This is a genomic window from Tateyamaria pelophila (genome assembly GCF_019966495.1).
GTDB lineage: Bacteria > Pseudomonadota > Alphaproteobacteria > Rhodobacterales > Rhodobacteraceae > Tateyamaria > Tateyamaria pelophila.
This window is the reverse complement of sequence record NZ_JAIMIA010000073.1, coordinates 1-22880: the sequence shown is the minus strand read 5'-3', so window position 1 is coordinate 22880 and position 22880 is coordinate 1. Positions and strand designations below refer to the sequence as shown.

20 protein-coding genes are annotated in these 22880 nt (G+C 60.8%); 10 read left to right on the top strand and 10 right to left on the bottom strand.

Translation table 11 applies throughout. The features are described from left to right. The 5 genes from LC354_RS18750 to LC354_RS18730 form a co-directional block, all read left to right on the top strand. A partial coding sequence (locus LC354_RS18750) for an oligopeptide/dipeptide ABC transporter ATP-binding protein (protein ID WP_399203902.1) occupies positions 1–220 on the top strand: 220 nt, incomplete at its 5' end. Continuing rightward, on the top strand, positions 220–1203 hold the full coding sequence (locus tag LC354_RS18745) for an ABC transporter ATP-binding protein (RefSeq protein ID WP_223426740.1): 984 nt from the start codon (positions 220–222) through the stop codon (positions 1201–1203). The genes LC354_RS18750 and LC354_RS18745, both read left to right, overlap by 1 nt. Positions 1204–1230: 27 nt before the next feature. After that, on the top strand, positions 1231–3003 hold the full coding sequence (locus LC354_RS18740) for an ABC transporter substrate-binding protein (protein WP_223426738.1): 1773 nt from the start codon (positions 1231–1233) through the stop codon (positions 3001–3003). A 45-nt stretch (positions 3004–3048) separates the two neighbouring features. Continuing rightward, positions 3049–3996: an ABC transporter permease gene (locus tag LC354_RS18735; protein ID WP_223426737.1), complete on the top strand. Its 948-nt coding sequence runs from the start codon at positions 3049–3051 to the stop codon at positions 3994–3996. After that, on the top strand, positions 3993–4883 hold the full coding sequence (locus tag LC354_RS18730) for an ABC transporter permease (protein WP_223426735.1): 891 nt from the start codon (positions 3993–3995) through the stop codon (positions 4881–4883). Before LC354_RS18735 ends, LC354_RS18730 begins: the two co-directional genes overlap by 4 nt. Positions 4884–4929: 46 nt before the next feature. Here LC354_RS18730 and LC354_RS18725 read toward each other — a convergent pair whose 3' ends face one another. From LC354_RS18725 to LC354_RS18715, 3 genes are all read right to left on the bottom strand, one after another. After that, positions 4930–5868 (bottom strand): acetamidase/formamidase family protein, encoded by a 939-nt coding sequence (locus LC354_RS18725; protein WP_223426733.1) that lies wholly within the window; start codon positions 5866–5868, stop codon positions 4930–4932. Further along, positions 5865–6062: a hypothetical protein gene (locus tag LC354_RS18720; protein WP_223426732.1), complete on the bottom strand. Its 198-nt coding sequence runs from the start codon at positions 6060–6062 to the stop codon at positions 5865–5867. Before LC354_RS18720 ends, LC354_RS18725 begins: the two co-directional genes overlap by 4 nt. A 132-nt stretch (positions 6063–6194) precedes the next feature. Next, entirely contained in the window at positions 6195–7031 is an 837-nt protein-coding gene (locus LC354_RS18715) for an IclR family transcriptional regulator (protein ID WP_223426730.1), read from the bottom strand. Between the two features lie 198 nt (positions 7032–7229). Between LC354_RS18715 and bhcA the strand changes: the two genes are divergently transcribed. The 4 genes from bhcA (at position 7230) to bhcD (ending at position 11676) form a co-directional block, all read left to right on the top strand. Next, the gene (bhcA, locus tag LC354_RS18710; RefSeq protein ID WP_223426728.1) at positions 7230–8423 is read left to right on the top strand and encodes an L-aspartate--glyoxylate aminotransferase BhcA; all 1194 of its coding nucleotides are present in this window, start codon (positions 7230–7232) and stop codon (positions 8421–8423) included. A gap of 14 nt (positions 8424–8437) precedes the next feature. Further along, complete coding sequence (gene bhcB, locus LC354_RS18705) at positions 8438–9412, top strand: beta-hydroxyaspartate dehydratase BhcB (RefSeq protein WP_223426726.1); 975 nt, start codon at positions 8438–8440, stop codon at positions 9410–9412. An 11-nt stretch (positions 9413–9423) separates the two neighbouring features. Next, a complete protein-coding gene (bhcC, locus tag LC354_RS18700) occupies positions 9424–10587 on the top strand; it encodes a 3-hydroxy-D-aspartate aldolase BhcC (RefSeq protein ID WP_223426725.1) in 1164 nt (387 codons plus the stop codon). A gap of 90 nt (positions 10588–10677) precedes the next feature. After that, complete coding sequence (gene bhcD, locus LC354_RS18695; protein ID WP_223426723.1) at positions 10678–11676, top strand: iminosuccinate reductase BhcD; 999 nt, start codon at positions 10678–10680, stop codon at positions 11674–11676. A 52-nt stretch (positions 11677–11728) separates the two neighbouring features. On the opposite strand, the gene LC354_RS18690 is transcribed toward bhcD, so the two are convergent. From LC354_RS18690 to LC354_RS18660, 7 genes are all read right to left on the bottom strand, one after another. Next, positions 11729–12418: a dimethylsulfonioproprionate lyase family protein gene (locus LC354_RS18690; RefSeq protein WP_223426721.1), complete on the bottom strand. Its 690-nt coding sequence runs from the start codon at positions 12416–12418 to the stop codon at positions 11729–11731. A 141-nt stretch (positions 12419–12559) separates the two neighbouring features. After that, positions 12560–14437, bottom strand: coding sequence for a glucans biosynthesis glucosyltransferase MdoH (mdoH, locus tag LC354_RS18685; RefSeq protein WP_223426719.1), 1878 nt, complete (start codon positions 14435–14437; stop codon positions 12560–12562). Then, entirely contained in the window at positions 14422–15945 is a 1524-nt protein-coding gene (locus tag LC354_RS18680; RefSeq protein WP_223426717.1) for a glucan biosynthesis protein, read from the bottom strand. Before LC354_RS18680 ends, mdoH begins: the two co-directional genes overlap by 16 nt. Next, a complete protein-coding gene (locus LC354_RS18675; RefSeq protein WP_223426715.1) occupies positions 15945–17186 on the bottom strand; it encodes an OpgC family protein in 1242 nt (413 codons plus the stop codon). Before LC354_RS18675 ends, LC354_RS18680 begins: the two co-directional genes overlap by 1 nt. 45 nt (positions 17187–17231) lie before the next feature. Then, entirely contained in the window at positions 17232–18578 is a 1347-nt protein-coding gene (locus tag LC354_RS18670; RefSeq protein WP_223426714.1) for a tetratricopeptide repeat protein, read from the bottom strand. A gap of 169 nt (positions 18579–18747) precedes the next feature. Beyond that, positions 18748–19956, bottom strand: a complete 1209-nt coding sequence (locus LC354_RS18665) for a CaiB/BaiF CoA transferase family protein (RefSeq protein ID WP_223426712.1) — start codon at positions 19954–19956, stop codon at positions 18748–18750. A 151-nt stretch (positions 19957–20107) separates the two neighbouring features. After that, entirely contained in the window at positions 20108–21757 is a 1650-nt protein-coding gene (locus tag LC354_RS18660) for a thiamine pyrophosphate-binding protein (RefSeq protein WP_223426711.1), read from the bottom strand. A gap of 713 nt (positions 21758–22470) precedes the next feature. On the opposite strand from LC354_RS18660, the gene LC354_RS18655 reads away from it, so the two are divergent. Further along, on the top strand, positions 22471–22880 hold a 410-nt coding region (locus LC354_RS18655), incomplete at its 3' end, for a transposase (protein WP_223426709.1).

The window sequence follows — 22880 nt, the reverse complement described above, 5'->3', positions numbered from 1 at the left end:
AGGACTGCTCAACTCCGTCCCGCGGCTGGATCAAAGCCGCTCAGAGCCGCTGCGCCCGATCATGGGAAATCCGGCCGACCCGTTTGCGCGCATCAGCGGCTGCCGCTTTCACCCGCGCTGTCCCTATGCGCAGGATGTCTGCAAGTCGGTCGTACCTGCATTCGACGGACAATCGGCCTGCCACTTCCCGCTCAACACCGAAACCCGGGAGGCCTCGTGATGGCCCAGCCGTTCTTGCGCATCGAAGGCGTCTCCGTGCATTTTCCGGTCAGGAAGGGCTTGCTGCAACGGCAGGTCGCCGAGGTGAAAGCGGTTGAAAATGTCAGCCTGTCGCTGAACAGGGGCGAGGCGTTCGGGCTTGTGGGCGAATCCGGATGCGGCAAGACCACGTTAGCGCGCACCGTGCTGCGACTGGTCAACGCCACCGAAGGGGCAATCTGGTTTGACGGGCAAAACATCACCGAACTCAAAGGGGCAGCACTCGCGCCTTACCGAAAACGCGTGGCAGCCGTATTTCAGGACCCGTTTTCATCCCTGAATCCCCGCATGAAAGCCGGTGCCATCATCGCCGAAGTGCTGAAAGTGCATCAGTACAGCGGGAACGTGAACGCGCGGGTAATCGAGCTTTTGGGGCTCTGCGGGCTGTCGGACCGGTTTGCGGACCTTTATCCGCACCAGATGTCCGGCGGCCAGCGTCAGCGCGTGGGCATCGCCCGTGCGCTGTCGATCGAGCCAGACCTGATTGTCTGTGACGAGGCCGTGTCGGCGCTTGATGTCTCCATTCAGGCGCAGATTATCAACCTGCTCGAAGACCTGCGGGTGCGCCTGAACCTGACCTATCTGTTTATTGGCCATGATTTGTCCATTGTCCGTCACCTCTGTGATCGGGTGGCCGTGATGTATCTGGGCCGGGTGATGGAAACGGCGACCTCCGAAGAGTTGTTCGACAACCCGCAACACCCTTACACCCGTGCGCTGATCGATGCGGTGCCGAACCCCGATCCGCTGGCGGAAGCGGGGCGCGAGCATGTGGCGCTGAAAGGCGAAGTGCCAAGCCCGCTTGATCCGCCCAAGGGCTGTGTTTTCCATCCGCGCTGCCCGATTGCGATGGAGGTGTGCCGCACGGTTGAACCATCGCTCGATATTCTGACGCCCGGCCATTCTGCGGCCTGTCATGCCGCATCCCCACCCCAAACCAACTAAGAAACCAAACCACGACAGGAGAGTACCATGGACGACAAAGATCTTATCAAACGCGCTGAAAGCGAGTTGCGTGACGCCTATGACTATGATGCGCGTGACCCGCTCTTTGGTCTGAGCAAGGACGATATGCGCGGTAACAAGATGAGCCGCCGGACCACCCTGCGTTTGCTGGCCGCCGGTGGCGCGTTGACGATGGCGCAGGTCCTGCCCGGTTTGCGCCCCACGAAAGCCATGGCTGCGGCCCACGCAGGCGGCGAGCTGAACTGCGCCTGGGCCGGTGTCGGAGAAATCGTAACCCTCGATCCTGCGCAAATCGGTCAAGTGCTCCAATTCCAGATCGCGTCCAACATCTACGGCGGTTTGATGCATATCGATAATAATCTGGTGGCGCAGGGCGATCTGGCCGAAAGCTGGGAAGTCAGCGAAGACGGGTTGGAATACACCATCAAACTGCGCGAAGGCGTGACTTTTCATAATGGCGACGCGTTCAATGCCGATGATGTGGAGTTTACCTTCAACCGCTCCAGCGACCCGGAACAATCCCGCCACAGCCGGGTGATCGGCAACGTGGCAGAATTGCAAAAACTGAATGACTTCGAAGTGAAGTTCGTTCTGAAACAGCCGCAGGCGTCGTTCCTGACCAAAGCGCTGGAGCGGTCATCGGGCCGGGCCATGACCATCGTGTCACGCGGCGGGTTGGAAGCACTGGGCCTCGCGCAATACGGTCTTACGCCCATTGGCACAGGCCCGTACCAAGTGACGGAGCACGTGCTGGGCCAAGGTGTCGTTCTGGAGAAATTCGCGGATTATTACGACCCGGAACGCCCCAAGATCGACAAGATCACGATCCAACCCGTGGACGGCGTCGAACCACTGGCGGCTGCCATCGAAGCGGGTGACATCCAATATGTCGGCGGCAACCCGGTGCCAACCCAATTGGTCAGCCGGTTCGAGTCCAACCCCGACCTTGTCGTTGACATCAAACCCGGCCCAGGCTTCCAGTCGATCTGGATCAACCCCTGGCACGAGGCGATGCTGGTCACTGACTTCGACAAGCCGGTCGAAGAGTTGAAGAAAGAAAAGGGATTTATGGTCCGCCTTGCCATTGCCAAGGCGCTGGACCGTGATCTGTTTGTCCAGCAGGGCCGCTTTGGGTACGGGGTGCCAGCGCATGGCACGATCAACCCGGCGATGGGCTATTTCTTTGACGATGCCCTTGCGACCGCGTCCGAGCAGGCGTTTGATCCTGAAGGAGCCAAGGCGCTGATGGCCGAAGCAGGGTATCCCGGTGGCGCAGGGTTCCCGGAACTCAAGCTGCAAACCACTCCCAACACCAAGCGGGATGGTCAGGTCGTGGCCAACATCCTCAAACAGGTCCTGGGCATCACTGTGCTTGTCGATCCCAAGGATTTCTCCATCGGGATCGAAGAGTTCAACAAGATGGACTTCGATCTGCGTCTGGGCGGCTCTGGCGGTGACTATGATCCTGATGATGGTCTGGTGGACTGGATGCAAACCGCGTCCAAGTTCAATGGTCCGGATCGCGACAAGGACGCCATGCCCTTCGGGTTCTGGAGCGAAGCGGAAAGCGATACCGCCGTTGAGGCCCAATCGGTCACGGCCGATCCGGCAGCCCGGCGCGAACTGGTGCAAAAAGCCAATGCCATCACCTCGAACAAGGTGGCCTGCGGGTTCCTCTATCACCCCGTGGACGTCCTTGTGCACAGCACATCGGTGATCGTGCCCGAAGACGCGCGCATCCCCGGTCTGCACGAGCTTGACCGCATTTCGCTGGCGTAACTCACAGAAAGGCGGGCGGGCCCTTGCGGGCCTGTCCAACCCCATATGGCTTCATATATTCTCAGACGACTGGTCGGCTCTGCTCTGGTGATGCTCGCCGTGGCTACGCTGGTCTTTTTCATGATCCGGCTGGTGCCGGGTGATCCGATTGCCGCGATGCTTGCCGATTCCGGCAGCCCCGAAGCGCGCGAGGCGATGATCCGCAAGCTGGGTCTGGATCAGCCGCTGATCGTGCAGTTCTGGAAATGGTTCACCAACATGCTGCAAGGCGATCTGGGCGCGTCGATCTATGGCAACAACCAGCCGGTCACGACAATTATCCTCGAGGCGTTGCCGCGGACCCTGTCGCTGGCCTTCCTGTCCTTTGTGATTGCGTTGGTGATTGCCATCCCGGCGGGCATCCTGTCAGCCACGCGCAAGAATTCGGCCACCGACAACGCCGTTTCGCTCTTCGCCTTCCTCGGCCTGTCGATGCCGGATTTCTGGCTGGCAATCCTGTTGATCATCGTTTTTGCCGCCAACCTGCAATGGCTGCCGGCAATCGGCTACGAGCCGCTGTCAGCCGGCTTCTGGCCGTGGTTCAGTCACCTCATTCTGCCGTCCATCGCCATCGGCACCGGGTTTTCGGCGATCATCGCACGCATGATCCGATCTTCCATGCTCGAAGTCATGCAGGCCGATTACATGCGCACGGCGGCCTCCAAAGGTTTGACCGTTCGGGTGCAGATGCTGCGGCATGCTTTCCCGAATGCATTGATCCCTGTGGTGACGGTGATCGGGATCGCCTTTGCGCTGCTGATCTCGGGGGCCGTGGTGGTCGAGAACGTCTTTGCCATCAAAGGACTGGGCCGGGTGTTGATCCAAGGCATCCAGAACCGGGATTACCCGGTGGTGCAGGGGGCGGTACTGGTGGTGTCGGCCTTTTTTGTCTTGTCCAACCTCGCGGTTGATCTGCTCTATGCGGTGATCGACCCAAGAATACGGTATTCATGATGTCGGACATATCTGCACAGGAACAGGTTCTTGATGTCCCGGACATGGCGCCGCCCAAGTCCCGGCTGCGCAGCGCCTTTGCACGCGACCGCAAGGCACAGGTGGGGCTGTTCATTCTGGGATTCTTCGTCCTGGCCGCGGTATTCGCGCCGCTGATCGCGCCCTTTGATCCCAACGAGATGACGCTGGACATGATGGGTCGTCCGTCGGGCGAACACTGGCTTGGGACCGATGATCTGGGCCGTGATCTGTTGTCGCGCATCATCTGGGGTACACAAATCTCGCTGTTCGTGGGCATATCGACGGTGGCGCTGGCGCTGGTGGCCGGGGTCACTCTGGGCGTGGTGGCGGGTTATTATGGCGGTTGGATCGACAACATCATCATGCGCTATATCGACCTGCAATGGGCGTTCCCGAACTTTATCATCGCGGTCTACTTGGTGGCGGTTTTCGGCACCGGACTGTTGAACGTCATTGTGGCGATTGCGCTGGCCTTCCTCGATGATTTTGCCCGCATCGCGCGGTCCATGGTGTTGACGCTCAAAGAGGAGCAGTTTGTTGATGCCGCCCGCGTTCAGGGGTTCTCGGACGCGCGGATCATGTTCCGCCATATCCTGCCCAATGCGCTGGCCCCGATCATCGTGCAGGCCACGGTCAGCGTGTCCTATGCCATTCTGGGCGAGGCGTCGCTGTCGTTTCTGGGGCTTGGCGTCGGTCCGAATACGCCCACATGGGGTCTTATTCTGGCCGATGGACGCAGCTTTATCAGCCAGGCGTGGTGGCTTGGGGTGTACCCCGGTCTCGCGATCATGCTGGTGGTGCTGTCGATCAACTTCGTGGGCGACGGGCTGCGCGATGCGCTGGATGTGCGCGATACCGGTGCTTGAGTTTTGGTAAGGTCCGGGGCAGCGATGCAGCCCCGGATCATGCTGATCACTTCGGATCGATCAGGTCCTTGGCCATCATCATATGAACCCCCTTTTCACGATTCACGGTCTGGGTGATCCGCAGATTGCCTGCAAGACTGCACAGCATATAGGCGTCGGCGCGGCTGATGCCCGCGCGCCCGGACACCAGCGTGATCATGTCCCGCAGCGCCATCTCGGCGCAGCGATCAAGATCGGGATCCATGCCCATCGTGATGTAATGCGTTGGCGTTTCGGCCTGCGGGTAGGTCAGGTCCAGATCCTTGCGCACGGTCAGCCGGAACGTACCCCTCAGGGCGGTTTCAATCGCCGTCACGCAAACCTCTCCATCGCCTTGCGCGCCGTGACCATCGCCACAGGAAAACAACGCGCCATCCGCAAAGACCGGTAGAAAGAGCGTCGTGCCCGACACCAATTCCTTGTTGTCGATATTGCCGCCATGTTTGCGCGGCTCGATGGTCGATATGCGGCCCCAGGCTGGCGGCGGCGCCACGCCCATCACGCCAAAGAACGGTGCGAGGGGCAGTTCCAGCCCCCATGGCATCGTCGCAATGCCGCGCGCCGCATCCAGTGGTATGATGGTGTGGTGCGCCTCGGTAAAGTCATAGGGCAATGTCCCGGCAAGGGGGCGGATCAGGTTGTACCCCCAGTCCTGGCGCAGGGAGACATCCAGAATGTCGACCTGTAACACGTCACCTGCCACAGCGCCGTTGATCGCAACGGGTCCTGTCAGGATGTGGCCGGGCATGGCCGGGACACCTGTGGCATGTAGTTCCAGCAGTTCGGGCGGCACGTGATAGCCGGGACCAGGCAAATTGCGCGGTGCGCCGGAGATGGTTTCGATAGTGATCTCCTGGCCACTGTCTATGGTCAGTGCAGCAGGGTGAGCGGCATCGAAAAACCCCCAATGACAGGTCTCGACCGATGATTTGAGAATTGTACTCATGCGACGGCCAGCCTTTGCTCGGCCAAGGTCACACGCGAGGAACAGCCAATCGAGATGATGTGATCGTTACACTCACAGGCCGCGTTCGCGCCAAAGGCAGGCGGTTTGAACGCGATGATTTCAGATGTGCGGTGTGTGCCATAAAACAGTCCGGCAGGTGCAGACCGCTCAGCAAACCAGTTTCGAATCGGCAATGGGCTCTCCTTTGCGGGCTATGCCATAGCGACGTCGCATGCAGTGATAGACAGCGGCCCTAGCGTAGGCAAGCCGCGCCTGCGTCATGGCCACCAGAAGCGTGCACTTCGATGGCACCTTGCAAAAAGCGGTCAAACGCTGAGCGCACGTCCACCGGTTTGGCGGGTAATTTCCGAGGCGGCTTGTGCCACAGCGTCCCCAAATTCCGCCACCTTGTCGTCTGAGAACCGCGTGCTGGGCCCCGAAATCGACACCGCCGCGATGGGGTGGCCGTTGCGGTCAAAGATCGCGGAGCCGATGCAGGACATTCCCAGATACCGTTCCTCCCGATCAAAGGACCAGCCTCGGTCATGGATCACCCCCAACTCATCGAAGAAGGGCCCCGGCTCGGTCAGGGTATGTTCTGTAAAGCGTTCCAACCCTGCGCGCTCGACCATCTTGCGCACCTGATCTTCGGGAAGGGCGGACAGAATGGCCTTGCCGGCACCCGAGGCATGCATTGACGAACGGGACCCGGGTGGAAAGAACGCGCGGATCGGGTTGTGTGTTTCGACCTGGCCGATAAAGACCACCTCGAATTGGTCATGAACGGCGAGGTTCGCAGTTTCTTCGGTAGATTTCATCAGGCTGCGCATGACCTTGTGGCCAATCTGCGTCAGGTTGCTCTGATTGAGAAAAGCGGTGCCGGTGCGGTAGGCTTCCAACCCGATCATCCAATCCTGCGTATCTTCATCAAAGGCAACAAAGTCGTGTTTCTGCAGCGTGTTGAGCACCCGGTGCGCCGTCGCCGTGGGGACACCGAGAGACAGCGACAAGTCCGACAGGGTCGTCCGCTCAAGCTGGGCGACGGCCTTGAGCACGATCAGCGCTCTTTCGACAGATTGCAGGGTCTCGGCAGGCGCCTCGTTGAATTGGGACTTGGGCCTGCCACGCTTGCGTTTGGCGGGTTTTTCAGGGGTTTGATCCATACCGGACTCCTATGCCAATCTGGGGCGGAATGCGAAAAAAAATTTTGAACCCAATAACCGATCAGAATTCCGATAAATCAAAACCCCATTGATAACAGTGCATTACTTTTAATTGGCAACTCTGGAAAATATTTTACGAAAAAATTGCATCGCGATCCACTCCCTCTATGCTCGCCAAAGTAAGCAGGAGGATGCATCATGTCAGATCAAAACCCGGTATTCATACCCGGCCCGACCAATATCCCTGATCGGTTGAGGCTCGCCATGCAGGTCCAGACCCGCGATCACCGCGCGCCGGATTTTGTCGAGACATTCGCACCCGTATTGGAGGACACCAAAAAGGTGTTCGCCACCAAGGACAGCACCGTCATCACCTTTCCATCCAGCGGTACAGGCGGCTGGGAAGCGGCGGTCTGCAACACGCTCAGCCCCGGCGATACGGTTCTTGTGGCGCGTTACGGCATGTTCAGCCATCGCTGGATCGACCTGTGCCAGCGCCATGGGCTCGATGTGCAGATCATCGAATGTGCTTGGGGCAGCGGTGCTCCTGCCGACAAATTCGAAGCCGCCCTGAGTGCCGACAAGGCCCACAAGATCAAGGCGGTTCTTGTCACGCACAATGAAACCGCCACGGGCGTGAAGTCAGATGTCGCGGCCGTGCGCGCCGCCATGAATGCATCCAGCCACCCGGCCATGCTTTTTGTGGATTGCGTGAGTTCACTTGGCTCCATGGATTTTCGTATGGATGACTGGGGCGTTGATATCGCAGTGTCCGGCTCGCAAAAAGGGTTCATGCTGGCGACAGGCATGGCAATCCTTGGGGTCAGCCCAAAGGCGCTGGCCGCGATGGAGACGGCCAAACTGCACCGTACGTTCTTTGATTTTCGCGATATGATGAAGGCGAACGCGTCAGGCGGCTTCCCGTACACGCCGCCTCTGCAACTGATCTACGGCATGCGTGAGAGCCTCAAGATGCTGTTTGAAGAAGGGCTGGAAAACGTTTATGCCCGCCACTTCCGGCTGGCCGAAGCGGTGCGCCGCGCGGTCGATGGCTGGGGGCTGAGCCTTGTAGCACAGTCGCCGGAGCTCTATTCCGATACGGTAAGTGCGATCTATGTGCCCGAAGGTTTTGACAGCAATACGCTGACAGATCATGTTTTTGAAGCTTATGGCGTGTCCTTTGGCGTGGGTTTGGGCGAGATGAACGGCAAAGCCTTCCGCATCGGCCACCTGGGCAGCCTGACCGACACGATGGTGCTGTCTGGCCTTGCCACGGTCGAGATGGGCATGGCCGATCTGAACTATCCGGTTGCGTTGGGCAGTGGCGTTACAGCGGCCCAGGACTACCTTCGCAACAGCCGCCCCGCAGCGATCAAAAGCGCCGCAGCGTAAAGGAGCCGACCATAATGCTGGACATCACCACCACGGGGCAGGATCTGACGATCGAGGATGTGCGCGCCGCCCACGCGCGGATCAAGCCCTATATTCACAACACACCCGTGCTGACCTCGACCTATCTCGACAACCTGTCGGGGGCGGAACTGTTCTTCAAATGCGAGAACTTCCAGAAGGCCGGAGCGTTCAAGGTCCGCGGCGCATCGAATGCGGTCTTTGGCCTGACCGATGAACAGGCCAAGAATGGCGTCGCGACGCATTCATCAGGCAATCACGCGTTGTCGCTGTCTTATGCGGCGGGTCGGCGGGGCATTCCATGCCACGTGGTCATGCCACGCACGGCCCCGCAGGCCAAAAAGGATGCGGTCAAAGGCTATGGAGGCATCATCACCGAATGCGAGCCATCGACCACGTCGCGCGAGGCGGTCTTTGCCGAAGTGCAGGCCGCGACGGGGGCTGAGTTTGTGCATCCCTACAACGACGCGCGCGTGATCGCAGGGCAGGGCACCTGTTCGCTGGAACTGATCGAGGCGGTCAAGGATCTGGATTGCATCGTGGCTCCCATCGGAGGAGGTGGTATGATTTCCGGCACCTGCCTGACGCTGTCGAACCTCGCACCGCATATCAAGATTTACGCCGCCGAGCCGGAACAGGCCGATGATGCGATGCGGTCGTTCAAGGCGGGTCACATCATTGCGGATGACGCGCCGGTGACTGTGGCGGATGGCCTCAAGGTTCCGCTCAAGGAAAACACCTGGCATTTCGTGTCACACTTCGTCGAAGACGTGCTGACCGCCAGCGAGCAGGAAATCATCGACGCGATGAAGCTGACCTGGCAGCGCATGAAGATCGTGATGGAACCCAGCTGTGCCGTACCGCTGGCCGTCATCCTCAAGAACCCGGATGTCTTTGCAGGAAAGCGCGTCGGGGTCATCGTTACGGGCGGCAATGTGGATTTGGACAAACTCCCTTGGATCAAGGGTTAAGGAGAGACGCTATGAACACACAAGTGAAACTCGAGGATTTCGAAGTCGGTTATGATATTCCGGCCTCCATCGGCATGGACGAGGCCGACATTGCCACGCCCTGCCTGGTGCTGGATCTGGATGCGCTGGAACGCAACATCAAGAAGATGGGTGATTTTGCCAAATCCCACGGCATGCGCCACCGGGTCCATGGCAAGATGCACAAGTCCGTTGACGTGGCCCTGCTGCAGGAAAAGCTGGGCGGGTCGGTTGGCGTGTGCTGCCAGAAGGTATCCGAGGCTGAGGTTTTTGCCCGTGGCGGTATCAAGGATGTGCTGGTCAGCAATCAGGTGACACAGCCCGAAAAGATCGACCGCCTTGCGCGGATGCCCAAGCTGGGCGCGCGGACCATCTGCTGTGTGGATGACGTCAACAACGTGGCGGATCTGTCGGCGGCGGCAGTCAAGCATGGCACCCAGATCGAATGTCTGGTCGAGATCGACGTGGGCGCGGGCCGTTGCGGCGTACAGTTTGGTCAGCCGGTCGTTGATCTGGCCAAGGCGATCGACGCCGCACCGGGTCTGAAATACGCAGGCATTCAGGCCTATCAGGGCGCGATGCAGCACATGGACTCCTATGAGGACCGCAAGGCCAAGACCTCTATCGCGATCCAGCAGGTGTCCGACACGCTGGACATGCTCAAGGCCGAAGGGATCGAGAGCGATATCGTCGGCGGTGGCGGTACGGGGTCCTACTATTTCGAGAGTGCCTCTGGCGTGTTCAACGAATTGCAGTGCGGGTCTTATGCTTTCATGGATGCCGATTACGGTCGTATCCTCGACAAGGACGGCAACCGGATCGATCAGGGTGAATGGCAAAACGCGCTGTTTATCCTGACCTCGGTGATGAGCCACGCCAAGGCCGACAAGGCCATCGTCGATGCAGGGCTCAAGGCGCAATCGGTCGATAGCGGTCTGCCCACGATCTTTGGCCGCACCGATGTGGAATATGTCAAATGCTCCGATGAGCATGGCGTCGTCGCCGACCCGGACGGGGTGCTCAAGGTCAACGACAAGCTGAAGCTGGTGCCCGGCCACTGCGATCCGACCTGCAACGTGCATGACTGGTACGTGGGTGTGCGGGGCGGCAAGGTTGAAAGCATCTGGCCCGTGTCTGCGCGCGGCAAGGCCTACTGAGACCAAACCCCTGTAAACGGGGCACATCGGGGTGTGCTGGTGGTGTTCACTGGCACACCCCCTTTCATAGAATTCACAAGGAACGATCGCATGACCTCATCGCCAACACCCGAAAATGCAGGGCTTCTCATTATCAGTGAAGAGGTCTGTGCGCAGGTCGTCAGCCGCAGCGATTCTTTTGACGCGGTTGAGGCGGTGTTCGGGGCAATGGCGCGGGGCGACGCCTATAATTTTCCGGTCATCCGCGAGGCGATTGGCTATGCTGACGCGCTCTATGGGTTCAAGTCCGGGTTTGATCGGGCGGGCAAGGCGCTGGGCGTCAAGTCGGGCGGCTTCTGGCCCGGTAACATGGAAAAGGGGCTGACCAACCACCAGTCGACCATTTTTCTGTTTAACCCTGACACTGGCCAGTTGCAGGCGCTGGTGGGCGGCAACTATCTGACGGCTGTGCGCACGGCGGCGTCCTCTTCGGTGTCGATTGCGCATCTGGCGCGCAAGGATGCACGCGTCTTGGGGATGGTGGGTGCGGGGCACCAGTCGACCTTCCAACTGCGTGCCGCTGCCGAACAGCGCGCTTTCAAAAAGGTGGTCGCGTGGAACCCGCATCCTGACATGCTGCCCAAACTGGGCGCGGTGGCCGAAGAACTGGGCCTTGAATTCGAGGCAGTGAGCCAAGAGGCGCTGGGCGCGCAGGCAGATGTCATCATCACCATCACATCCGCTTTCGAGCCGTTGATGATGGCGGACTGGATCAAGCCCGGCACGCACATTGCCTGCATGGGCACCGACACCAAGGGCAAGATGGAAGTGGATAAGGCCCTTTTTGCCCGCGCGACCGTATTTGCCGACGAGATCGCGCAATCCATCACCATCGGTGAGGCGCAGCACGCCATTGCCGATGGCCTGATCACCGAAGGCGATATCACCCCGATTGGGGACGTGATCAATGGCACCCATGCCGGGCGCAGCAGTGATGACGAGATCACGCTTTTCGACGGCACCGGCGTTGGCTTGCAGGATCTGGCCGTTGCCTCCGTCGCGGCGCGGGTCGCGGAGGAAAAAGGGCTGGCCACGCGGGTTGCCCTTTAAGCTGTTTTGCCGACAGGCAAGCGCGTTGCGGACCAAAGCCGTTTGCTCCAGCCTATGCGCCCCCTTTGGCGGGACTGGCCTTGCGCGTGCCGGTCAGCTTCATGTTGGGCTGCATGAGCCGCTCTTTTGGGCCCGTCCAGGCATAGGCCAGAAGGCAGGGGTCGCGATCTCCGGTGGTGATCCGGTGCTCATCGCCTGACCGATTGAGGATCAGCGATCCGGGCGCGAAGACAGCTGCATTGTTTTCCGACCACGCGCCGGAAATCGAAATATAGCTTTCCTCGATCTCCTTGTGGCTGTGCTGGGGATAGGTGGTATGCGGCGCAAACAGCACGAAGCCCAGGATCAGGTCTTCGCACGGGACAGGGCCTTTCGGCCCAAGGACTTCGCAATAAGCGTATTTCTGGCTGAGGCTTTTGGAAATACGCTCGTAGCCGTATTCCCATGTCAGCACATTCCGAACTTCGCGCAACGCCCTTGCCATGCCCTGCATCGCTGCACGTTCGCCCAGATCGAGGGCGCGCGGCAGATGCGCCGTGACTGGTTTCGCGGCGCTTTCGCGCTCGGTCAGTTCGGGGTTTCGCGTCATCGCCGCGGACAACCGATCGCGCACTTTCTTGCGGTGCGCCCGGATCGCGGGGCTGCCTCCCGCCGATCCATAGCGATAGAGCGCATCGAATTCGCGCAGGAGATACAGCCAGTCCGGACTGTCGGTGAGGCGTGGAGAGGACGAAGGCGTCATGGGAAGACCTTTTTGAGAGGTGGCGAGCCACACTTGCGCGCTTCTAGCAAAAAGTCCTGTCAGGACGAACCCCGTACTCCTGCGACACATCGTTCTGCCCATGGATGTTGCGCGCCGTGGCAGGCGGACCGGTGAAATCCGTCACTCGGCCACGATGTTCGGCGGCGCGATCTGGATGCGCAGTTCAGCACGTGCGGCGCGGGCACTGGCCAGGATGCTCGGCTCGCGCAGCGTCAACGGGCTGTCCAGTCGCAAGAGGGCTGGTGCGAGCGTTTTCAGGTTCACCGCGCTGAGGGCGGACAAGGGGACGGCAAGCACAAGGCTCGCCATGATCGGCAGCAACCACCACGATACCAGCCCAGCCATCAGCCCGGCCAGCAAAAGAAAGCCGGTCACTGTTTCGACCAAATGGAATTTGACCAGAACACGGAGCGGATAGGCCTGCGCATTGCGCTGTTGCGGAACCCAGCCAGAGTTGCGGCCCAGCAGGCTACGCAGCACGGCCCGCGTTTGCTGGATCATCATGATCGGCGCATAGGCCACCGAGAGCGCAACTTCAAAGAGTACAGCACTGCCAAAGGCGCGGCGTCCGCCGAACAGGCGCACGGCCTTGCGATTGGTGCCGATGATAGCAGCACTGGTCAGTTTGGGCGTCAGCAGCATGGCATACATGACGAGCAGAAAGATCGCGCTGTCCAGATGTGTCATGGCGGGGGGCCAGTTTGGAAAGAGCGGGTTGGCCTCGTTGAAATAGGTGATCACGTTGGTGTCCGCATCGCGGCCCAGCAGCGTCCAGAAGACCAGCAGCACGAACCAAGCGGGCGACATGAGATAGGCTGCCGCGCCCTGAAACAGGTGAAAGCGGCTGACAGGGTGCAGCCCGCGCGTGGTCAGCAGGCGCAGGTGTTGCAGGTTGCCCCGGCACCAGCGCTGGTCGCGCAGCACGTAGTCGATCAGGGTGCCGGGCGTTTCCTCGAAACTGCCCGAGACTCGAGGCAGAAAACGCACGCGCCAACCCGCGCGGCGCAGCAAGGACGCCTCGACAAAGTCATGGCTGAGGATCAGATCATCACCGCCCAATATCCCGCGCAAATGGGGCAGCCCGGCGGCAGAGGCAAAAGCCTGCGTGCGGATGATCGCGTTGTGACCCCAGTAGTTGCCCTCATCGCGCGACCAATGCGCCAACCCTTCGGCCAAGAGCCAGCCATAGGCCACGTTGGAAAACTGCTGCATGCGGGCGAATACGGTGTCGGCCCCGATCAGTTGAGGAAAGCTCTGGATCAGACCCGCTTGCGGATCGGCGGCCAGTTCCGTGGACAGGCGCGCAATGGCACGCCCCGTCATCAGGCTGTCTGCGTCCAGCACGACCATCGCCTCATAGGCGGCGCCCCAACCCGTGATCCATTCGACCAGATTGCCGACTTTCTTGTCGGTATTCCGGCTCCGGCGGCGATAGTGCAGATGCATGCCGTCAGGGGCTGTGTCGCGCAAGGCCACAAAGGCACGCCATTCCTGATGGGCGATATCGGCGTCTTGCGTGTCGCTGAGCACAAAAAGCGTATAGTCGTGCCCGCCATTTTGACGTGCCAGATCCTTCAGCATCGCGGCTGCATTGCCAAACACGTCCCAAGGCACTTCGTTGTAAATGGGCACCAGCAATGCCACGCTGATCGGCTGGCCGGCGGGCAAGGTTTCGGGGCGATCAAACCGCCCGGCCAGTCCCACGAGTGCCGTGGACACGGCCAGCGTGACCCAGACGAATGTGGCGCCGATCAACGCGAGCAGCACATATTCCAGCCAGGTCATGCCACTGGAGGCAAAGAGGCCGTGGAGCCCCCACAGCATCAGGGCTGTGGCCAACAGTGCAGGGACAAAAACGGCGAACCGCCACAAGGGATGGCGACGCGCTAGGGCGGGTTGCGTGATAAACGGCGCGCGCGCGAAGTCCTGCTCTGGCATGGCGAGCGGTGCGCGCGGCGGCATATCCGCAGGGGGCAGCGCGGTTACGATTTTGTCCACCGGTACAACCACACTTCGCTGAGCGGCGCGCCATCAAGACGCAATTGCGCACGGAACTCGGCCCAGTCGGCTTCTCCCGGCATAAAGGTAAAGGCAAGGCGCGGCCCGCCTGTTTCCGGATTGCGCTGGATGATGCCTTCGGTCACTTCGCCCGTACTGGAGCGCACCAGGCGGTCCACGCGGCTGAGGTCATCGGGCACGTGCGAGGCGTTTTCGAAATCAATGGTAAAGATGCGCCCACCCTCGGGCCGCCCGCCCGCAGCGGTATTGAGCACCCGCAAGGGCATGCCGTCATGCGGCGCCGGGTCCTGCCCCCAATCGAGGCGATAGCTCATCCGGTGCGATGTGCCTGCGGCGATGGTGGCGGCAGGGCGCCAATAGGCCACGATGTTGTCATAGATTTCCAGATCCGCGGGAATTTCCACCAGATGGACACTGCCCTGTCCCCAGCCTTCGCCGGGTGTGACCCAGAGACCGGGACGGCGGTGGTAGAGGGCCTCAAGATCATTGAAATCGTCAAAGTCGCGCGACCGCTGCATCAGGCCAAAGCCGCGCGGATCCATGTCGCCAAAGGCGCTGATCTGCAAGGTGACCGGGTTTGCCAGCGGCCGCCAGATCACCTCGCCCCCGCCATTATGAATCAAGAGGCCATCATTGTCGTGCACGGCGGGGCGGAAATCGTCGAAGCGTTGCCGGTCCATGTCGTCAAAGAGAAACATGGAGGTCAGCGGCGCGATGCCCACATGGGTCAGATCGGTGCGGGCGAAAATCTCGGCCTCGACTTGCATGGTCAGGGGTTGGCCATGGGTGATCTCGAAACGGTAGGCACCGGTGCAGCTTTCACTGTCGAGCAGGGCGTGCAGCACGATTGTGGTCACCCCGGCTTCGGGTCGTTCCAGCCAGAAAGCGATGAAATCGGGGAACTCCTCGCCCATCGGGTCGCCGGTCTTCAGCGCAAGGCCGCGTGCCGAGAGGCCATAGATATCGTCGGTGCCGATGCCCCGAAAATAGCTTGCGCCCTGAAAGACCGCGTATTCCTCGAATATGCCGGGCTGGCGCAGTTCCGCGCGCAAGCGCAGGCCGGAATAGCCCAGTGTGTCATCAATCGGTACATCGGGGAATTTGTCGGTGGTGTCGAAAACACCCATGTCGAACAGCAGCGGGCGCGCGGTGTCATCTTCGACCACATAGGTCTTGATCGCCTGGGGAAAGTAGAGACCGGGCGGAAAGACGTCGACGCGCTGGCTCGCGTCTGAGCCTTCCCAGAGCGCATTGCGGCTGTCAAACCAGATCTTGCGGTACTGGTCATAGGTCAGTTCGCGCCATGCCTCGGGGATCAACGGGCGGGGCTGGTAGGCATGGGTTGCCATCTCGCGGGCCATGTTGACCACATCCGAAGGGCTGAAAGCGGTGCCGCCCCCCAGTTGCACGCCAGGTTCCTGCGCCAGCGACATGCGCGGTGCCGCGGCCAAAGCGGCAAGAGAGGCGAGGAATTCACGACGCAGCATCAGGATGTTACCTTTTTCCAAGGGTTCGATTTGAACCAACCCGCTACATAAGCGGTGCATATCAACACACAAGCGCCGAAAAAGTTCACCAGCAAAACTGTGCCGGTGTCGCGGCCCATGACATCCATGGCAAATCCCATGATGCGGGCAGTGAACATCGACATGACAAAGACCGCGAGGGACTGCTGGCCTACTTTCAGAATGATCTGAAGCACCTGTCCCCAAAGACGGCCAAGGAAGCTGTCGCCCGCACGTATGCGGTCGCCCTTGTCGCCCGCCAGCACCCACATCAGGTAGGCCAGCGCCAGAAAATGTACATAGCGCAGGATGCCGAAGTCGGATTTGGTGATCCACGCCTCGTTCTCACCGCGCCAGTCGCGCGCCCAGTCAAAGCCAAACTCGCGCACCCCGATATTGCTCAGCGGGACGTTGGCCAGCACGATCACCAGCGCGACGCTGATCAGCAGGGGCGTCACTGGTGGTTTGGGGAGCCAGCCGCGCATAAAGGCAAAGCCGGTGAAAAAGATCAGTTGCCAGCCAAATGGATTGAAGAACCATGTGCGATCCGAGGACGGATCGGCAGGCAGCTCCAGATGCGGCACGCCGAGGGTTTGCACCAATGCGGTTTGCCCAAAGATCCACGTCACCGCCATAAAGGCAAAGACCAGCCACAGGTTGATCCGCGCCAGTGCCATGACCACCGGCATCATCACCAAAACCACCATATACATTGGCAAAATGTCAAAATAGTTCGGCACGTAGCGCAGGGTCATGAACCGCACGATCAGGTCGCTCACCGTGCCTGTGTCCACCTCGGCATAAAAGCGCCAGAGGTTGAGTTGACCCACATAGTTGCGCGCGCCCTCGATATCGAGGCTGGTCAGGAACGACACCAGCGCAAGTGTGGCGAAAAACAGGCCCACATGCGCCCAATAGACCTGCCACACCCGAAAGGTGACGCGGGCCGTGCCCATGCGCCAGCCTGCGGAGTCAAAGGTCCGGCCAAAGGCGATGGCGCTGGCCATCCCAGAGCAGAACACGAAGATCTCCGTCGCATCCGAAAACCCCCAGCGCGCGGGGATCCACGACGTCAGAAAATTGCCGGGCGTATGGGCGATCAGGATGATGAACATCGCGATGCCGCGAAAGAAATCGAGACGGATATCGCGCACCCGGGCGGGCGCAATCGGCGCAGGTGCCCTCAGCGAGGCAGCGGCTTGTGTGGGATCGGCGTAGGTCATGGCCGGTCTCTATTCTTCTTTATGAAGCATGTCATGGCCGATGCGTTATTGCGCGGGAATACGCCGTGCATCGGCGATACTGTGCAGGCGTTTGGCGGCAAAACCGTCGACGGCACCGGCACGCTGCGCAATGCGGTCTTCCAGCAGGGCTTCCACGGCGTCAAACTGGCCTGCGCGCAGGCCCGCATCAACTGTGATCCGTTCGAACACATCGCGCTGGGCGTGGCTGCCGCCGATGGTTTGCATGGTGGGGCGGGCGGCGACCAGATTGGCGAAGGCAATGCCGTAGCGCCCTTCCGCGAATGCATTGAGCCCCCCCAGCGCCGCCTTGCCCGGATCCGCAAAGCGCGTGGGCATTTCACCCTGCCTGCGGGCATCCATCGCGAAACGGGCCGTCATCTGGTCCATCGCATCGGCGCGGCCCGCCGCCGCCAGCGCCATCATGTAATGCAGGTCGGCAAAGACCACACAACCGTCGTCGGTGCGGCCTTGTGCAAAGTCGGCCAGCTCTTCCCAGCGGTCCCCGACCGCCATCCCCTCAAGCTCAAGCCGCATCAGAAGAGACGTGGCGTTGGCGATATCGCGGTAGTCGTCGGTCTTGTCCGCGCGGATCTGTTGATCATAGAGGGCCAGAGCGATGTCCAGCTCTTCGCGATCCATATGCAGCAACGCCTTGTGCCACCACACGTGGTAGCGGAAGTTGTTGCAGTGATCCCAGGCCGAACAGTTGTTTTCGATCAGTCCGATGCCGCGATCGGGACGCGCCGTCATGTCATAGACGTGGGCCACCGCATGCAGACCCCAGGCATCATCGCCCGAAAGCTCGAGCCCGCGCAGACCCGTCGCCTCGGCCTTGTCATATTCACCTGTTTCTTCGAGCGTGAAAGCGTGGCACCCCAGCGCATAGCCTTCCAGCGGGTGGTCCTTATGTGCGTCCAGCACATTCTCGATGGAGGCGCGCATACCGACGCCGTCACCCAGAATGAAGCGGATCGCGTGGCTGACCTTGGCGCTCAGCGTGTCGGTCGGGTGGTCGGCCAAAACGCGTTCCATCGCGGCAATCGCACCCGAGGGGCGGCCGTCCAGCCATTCCCCAAGGGCGCGGACCCAAAGCCGCTCGCGGGTGCTGCCGCCAGAAACAGCCAGTGCGGCCACCGCCGCTTGCCCCGCTTCGCGGGCCACTCCGTTGAGCTCCTTGCGACCCATCATCAGCGAAAAGAGGCCCTTGGTCGCATAGCCCATCGCAAAGTCCGGCGCGCCTTCCAGCACAGCCCCCAAATGTGTCGGGGTTGCCGTCCCATGGGCGAGAAATGCACGGATCATGCCATTCCATTCCGAGACCAGTTTCGTGTCGTTCAGACTGACCGGAGCGTTGCAAATATCGTGCATCATGGGCGCTTTACCTCGCGAAGAGCATGTTGGGTATCTGTCTACCGCATCTCGAACCCACTGACATGGGTTCGCCGCTCGTCACACGCAAGCGTGAAGCTCATATGGGGTTTGCGTGATCAATTCGTGAGCGGAAAGGGCCGTTTTTGGCGAAAATCAGCCAAAGCGCGACTTATGTGTCTGTGTCTTGCGGGCCTTGCGGCTGCAATGTTGCAAGAACCTCTGCAGTGTCCTGCCCGAACCGCGGCGGCGGGCGGCGGTATTGCACGGGCGTGGCGGAAAACTTGAGCGGATTCGCGAGCAAATGCACTGCACCCTCGGCGACATCCGCGCGCGGAACGGTAACGACGGTGCCACGGGCTTGCGCCTGATCAGACGTCAAAGCTTCTTGCACATTCTGGATCGGTCCTCCGGGGACCTTGGCCGCGCGTAGGCGGGCAAGGATGTCGTCCTTGGTCAACGCGGCCAGAATGGGGGCGAGCGCGTCCGTCAGACTGACGCGGTTTTCGATCCGCTTGAGGTTCGTGCTGTAGGCGGGGTCGGCCCCAAGCTCTTGCGCCCCGATGACGTCACAAAACCGAACAAATTGCGCATCGTTGCCAACGGCAATCAGCACATGCCCATCCGAGGCCGCAAAAGCGTCGTATGGCACGATGTTGGGGTGGGCATTGCCGCGCCGCGCAGGGACCTCGCCACTGGTCAGGAAATTGCAGCCTTCGTTGATCAGCCATGCCATCTGGGCATCGACAAGCGCCAGATCGATGTGCTGGCCCGCGCCCGTGGCGTCGCGGTGGCGCAACGCGGCCAGAATGCCGATGGTCGCGTACATGCCGCACATCACGTCGGCGATTCCCACGCCGACTTTCATCGGCGGCCCGTCCGGTGCGCCGGTCAGCGACATGATCCCGCCATAGCCCTGCGCCATCAGGTCATAGCCGGGCTGTTCCCGGTTTGGCCCCGTCTGGCCGTAGCCGGAGATCGAGCAATAGACGAGCCCGGGATGGGCGGCGCACAATGTCGCGTGGTCCAGCCCGTATTTTTCCAGCCCGCCGGGTTTGTAATTCTCAATCACCACATCGGCGCGCGCGGCCAATTGCCGGATGATGTCCTGCCCTTCGGGTGTGGAAATATCGACGGCGATAGACTGTTTGTTGCGGTTGGCCGACATGAAATAGGCCGACAGGTCGGTGGGTGTGCCATCCGCGCCCTGAACATAGTTCGGCCCCCAACCGCGCGTGTCGTCACCGTCTGTCTTGGGGTTTTCGACCTTGATCACGGTCGCGCCGAGATCGCCCAGCAATTGCGTGGCGGTGGGGCCCGCCAGAATGCGGCTGAGGTCGAGAACGTAAAGGCCATCAAGGGCCATGGGCGTGGGTGTCATGTCTCTTCTCCCGTGGCGGATCGTATTGCAAACACACCCATCTGCCGTGTAGGTGGCGTTCGTTTCAGGGCTATCCGCTGTGCCTTAAAGCCAAGGACGTGGCTTGACCAGATGGGCCGTTGCGGCATCGATGGTCACGTGCCGAGCGCGATCATATGCGCCCGTCATAAGCACCGCGTTCGATCACGGCTGCGATCACCGTGAAGGTCTCGGCGGATTGGGCGACCGTCAGCGCTGCTTCCAGCTCTTCGCGCGAGCTCACCGTATGACCTGTGCCGCCAAAGGCACGGCCCATCGCGGCAAAGTCGTGCCGGGCAAAATCAACGCCCGCATTGTTCAATTGCCGCTGTCGTTGCTTGAGTTCGATCAGGGACAGGGATGCATCTACAAAAACCACAAAGATCGTCTTCAATTTCAGTTCCGCGGCGGTGGACAACTCGCCCGCCACCATCAGGAAACCTGCATCACCGGAAAAGCTGACGACAGTTCTTTCCGGCTCCACGATCTGCGCTCCCATGGCCAGCGGTATCGCGCAACCCATGGTGCACAGCGCCGACGACTGCATCAACCCGCGCGGCGCGTAGCATTCCCACATCTGGCTGAGCAGGATCCGGTGCGCACCGCTGTCAGCGGTCGCCAACGTGTCGCGGGGCAGGGTGCTGCGGCAGACATCGATCACGGCGGCAGGCCCCCACGTATCATCGCGTGGGAACGCAGCGGCGAGGGCGGATTTGGCGGCTTGAACCTCGCCACCCGTCCAGGTCTTGCGCGGTGTCACGCCTTCTGACAACGCGGCCAGCGTGGCGGCGCAATCCCCGATCACGTTAACGGTGGCCTGATGCATGTAATGATGGTTCGGCGCCGCCGTGATGTCGATCATCGTCTGGATGCCGGGGAAATAGAAATCCCGCCATCCGGTGCGCATCTCGATCGGGTCGTAGCCCAGCCCGATAATCAGATCCGCCCGTTGCACAAGCGGCAGAAGGATCGCATCCGCCTTGGGCGAAAGACCCGCGCCGCCCAAGGCCATCACGTGGTCCTCTGGCAACAGGCCCTTCGCCTTGTAGGTGGTGATAACGGGCACGTGGAAAGCCTCGACAAAGGCCCGCAGTCGTTCGGACATGTCCATGTGGCGCGTATCGAAACCCTGGTTCAGCGCGTCGACACCCACGATCAGCACCGGACGTTCTGCGGCCGCCAAATGTGCGCGCATCTCGGCCAGAACAGCCGGGGCAGGGATCACAGGCACGGCAGGCGCGCGCCGCGTCGGAATACCGGGAGCCATGGGCGTATCGGCAACGGTAATCGGCACGTCGATATGAACGGGGCCGGGCCGACCTTCGGTGGCGATGGTCACGGCCTTGTCGGCGATGACGGACGCTGCGCCGGTACTCAACGTGAATGTCGCTTTGGTGATCGGTGCAAATACCTGGCTCTGATCCAGCACCTGATGGGTATAGGTTTGGGCCTCGTCCGCATCGACACACCCCGACAACACGATCATCGGCACGCGATCCTGATGGGCATTCGCAACGGCATTCACACCGTTCAACGCCCCGGGTCCGACCGTTGCGACAAGAATACCCGGCGCGCCGGTGCGATGCCACGCCCCTTCGGCCATGAAGGCCGCCGCGTTTTCATGCTTGCACAGGACAAATCGGATGCCCGCCCGTTCCAACGCATCCACAAGGGTCAACACTTCACCACCGGGCATACCAAAGGCCAGACGGCACCCTTCGTCATAGAGTCGCTCGGCCAGGATATCAGCGGCACGGGGCGGAGAGGGCGGCAAGGCTGTCATGTCGCGATCTTTCTTATGTGGCGCGGACTTCCTGTCACGGGTCCGACACACACACAACTCACAGCTGCGTGGCGCAATGTTTCAAGCCCGCTCGGCCATCCGGTGTCAGAAGAGAGTCGTCAGCCCGTCACGACAGACAGCCGTGGCCCCCGCAGCCGTGCGCGCTGCATAACACCGGGGCTTGATTTGCGTGTCGCGGAGCCAGCGCAAATAAACCACCCCTTGCCGCGCGCTCCTCGCGAAGGCCAGTGTTGCGATCATCTGTGCAACTGGCTCATCCCGTACGGGCTTTGCCTTGTCGGGATGAACAACGTCTGGCCTCAAGCGTACCACGGGACACAGACTGTTGTTGCAATGCGTTCCGGGTGCGGCATGATTGTCTGTCAAGAAACCAGATCGGAAGGTTTGCCAGCTTCGCTGAGAAACGTCGCTGCCAAGCCAGGAGATGCGGGTTCGTGGCCCGATCCGCCCAGATACAGGCCTTTGCGCGCCCGCAGACACCGCTCAGGGCGGAAAGCGCTTGATCTGGTAACCGCGACAGGAGACCTTGTCATCGAATGGCATCTCATCGGGGACTGCTCGTTGCATTTCATTTGAACGATAGAATAAATGAATTACTCCCGCATTCCCCAAGTGGATCTCTGATTTCGCTGTCTTGAACGTGATATTTTCTATATATATCATGGCGTTGGTTGCTGCGGAGGATGTGTTTCATGGATCACCCAGAGGGTGCGGGCTTGCAGCGGGCAGATCGTGTGGATTTTGACCCTCGCGTGCGGCTGGAATTCCGGGGCGCTCAGCTCAGTTCGGATGGCGGCCTTCTGGTGATGCGCGAGCTTGATGACGCGCTCGGTCTGTCCAATCTGGCGTCTGCTGCCCTGTGCGATAATCGCCGTGGCAAAAACACGATCCACCGGCTCGACGGGCTGTTTCGGCAATCGGTCTACGGCCGGTTGGCAGGATACGGGGACGTCAATGACGCCGACCGTCTCGCGCTCGATCCCGTGATGCGCCAGGTTGTCGGTGGCCGTGCCGTCGATGCGCAGGCCGCATCCACGTCGCAGATGGGCCGGTTCGAGACCGAGGGACTGGCGACCGCAGAGAACCGGGCGGCTCTGTCTGA

What these genes read in the sequence shown, in the direction of transcription:
- LC354_RS18745 (WP_223426740.1), top strand. Translation starts at nt 220, where the DNA reads ATGGCCCAGCCGTTCTTGCGCATCGAAGGCGTCTCCGTGCATTTTCCG.
- LC354_RS18740 (WP_223426738.1), top strand. Translation starts at nt 1,231, where the DNA reads ATGGACGACAAAGATCTTATCAAACGCGCTGAAAGCGAGTTGCGTGAC.
- LC354_RS18735 (WP_223426737.1), top strand. Translation starts at nt 3,049, where the DNA reads ATGGCTTCATATATTCTCAGACGACTGGTCGGCTCTGCTCTGGTGATG.
- LC354_RS18730 (WP_223426735.1), top strand. Translation starts at nt 3,993, where the DNA reads ATGATGTCGGACATATCTGCACAGGAACAGGTTCTTGATGTCCCGGAC.
- LC354_RS18725 (WP_223426733.1), bottom strand. Translation starts at nt 5,868, where the DNA reads ATGAGTACAATTCTCAAATCATCGGTCGAGACCTGTCATTGGGGGTTT.
- LC354_RS18715 (WP_223426730.1), bottom strand. Translation starts at nt 7,031, where the DNA reads ATGGATCAAACCCCTGAAAAACCCGCCAAACGCAAGCGTGGCAGGCCC.
- bhcA (WP_223426728.1), top strand. Translation starts at nt 7,230, where the DNA reads ATGTCAGATCAAAACCCGGTATTCATACCCGGCCCGACCAATATCCCT.
- bhcB (WP_223426726.1), top strand. Translation starts at nt 8,438, where the DNA reads ATGCTGGACATCACCACCACGGGGCAGGATCTGACGATCGAGGATGTG.
- bhcC (WP_223426725.1), top strand. Translation starts at nt 9,424, where the DNA reads ATGAACACACAAGTGAAACTCGAGGATTTCGAAGTCGGTTATGATATT.
- bhcD (WP_223426723.1), top strand. Translation starts at nt 10,678, where the DNA reads ATGACCTCATCGCCAACACCCGAAAATGCAGGGCTTCTCATTATCAGT.
- LC354_RS18690 (WP_223426721.1), bottom strand. Translation starts at nt 12,418, where the DNA reads ATGACGCCTTCGTCCTCTCCACGCCTCACCGACAGTCCGGACTGGCTG.
- LC354_RS18680 (WP_223426717.1), bottom strand. Translation starts at nt 15,945, where the DNA reads ATGCTGCGTCGTGAATTCCTCGCCTCTCTTGCCGCTTTGGCCGCGGCA.
- LC354_RS18675 (WP_223426715.1), bottom strand. Translation starts at nt 17,186, where the DNA reads ATGACCTACGCCGATCCCACACAAGCCGCTGCCTCGCTGAGGGCACCT.
- LC354_RS18670 (WP_223426714.1), bottom strand. Translation starts at nt 18,578, where the DNA reads ATGATGCACGATATTTGCAACGCTCCGGTCAGTCTGAACGACACGAAA.
- LC354_RS18665 (WP_223426712.1), bottom strand. Translation starts at nt 19,956, where the DNA reads ATGACACCCACGCCCATGGCCCTTGATGGCCTTTACGTTCTCGACCTC.
- LC354_RS18660 (WP_223426711.1), bottom strand. Translation starts at nt 21,757, where the DNA reads ATGACAGCCTTGCCGCCCTCTCCGCCCCGTGCCGCTGATATCCTGGCC.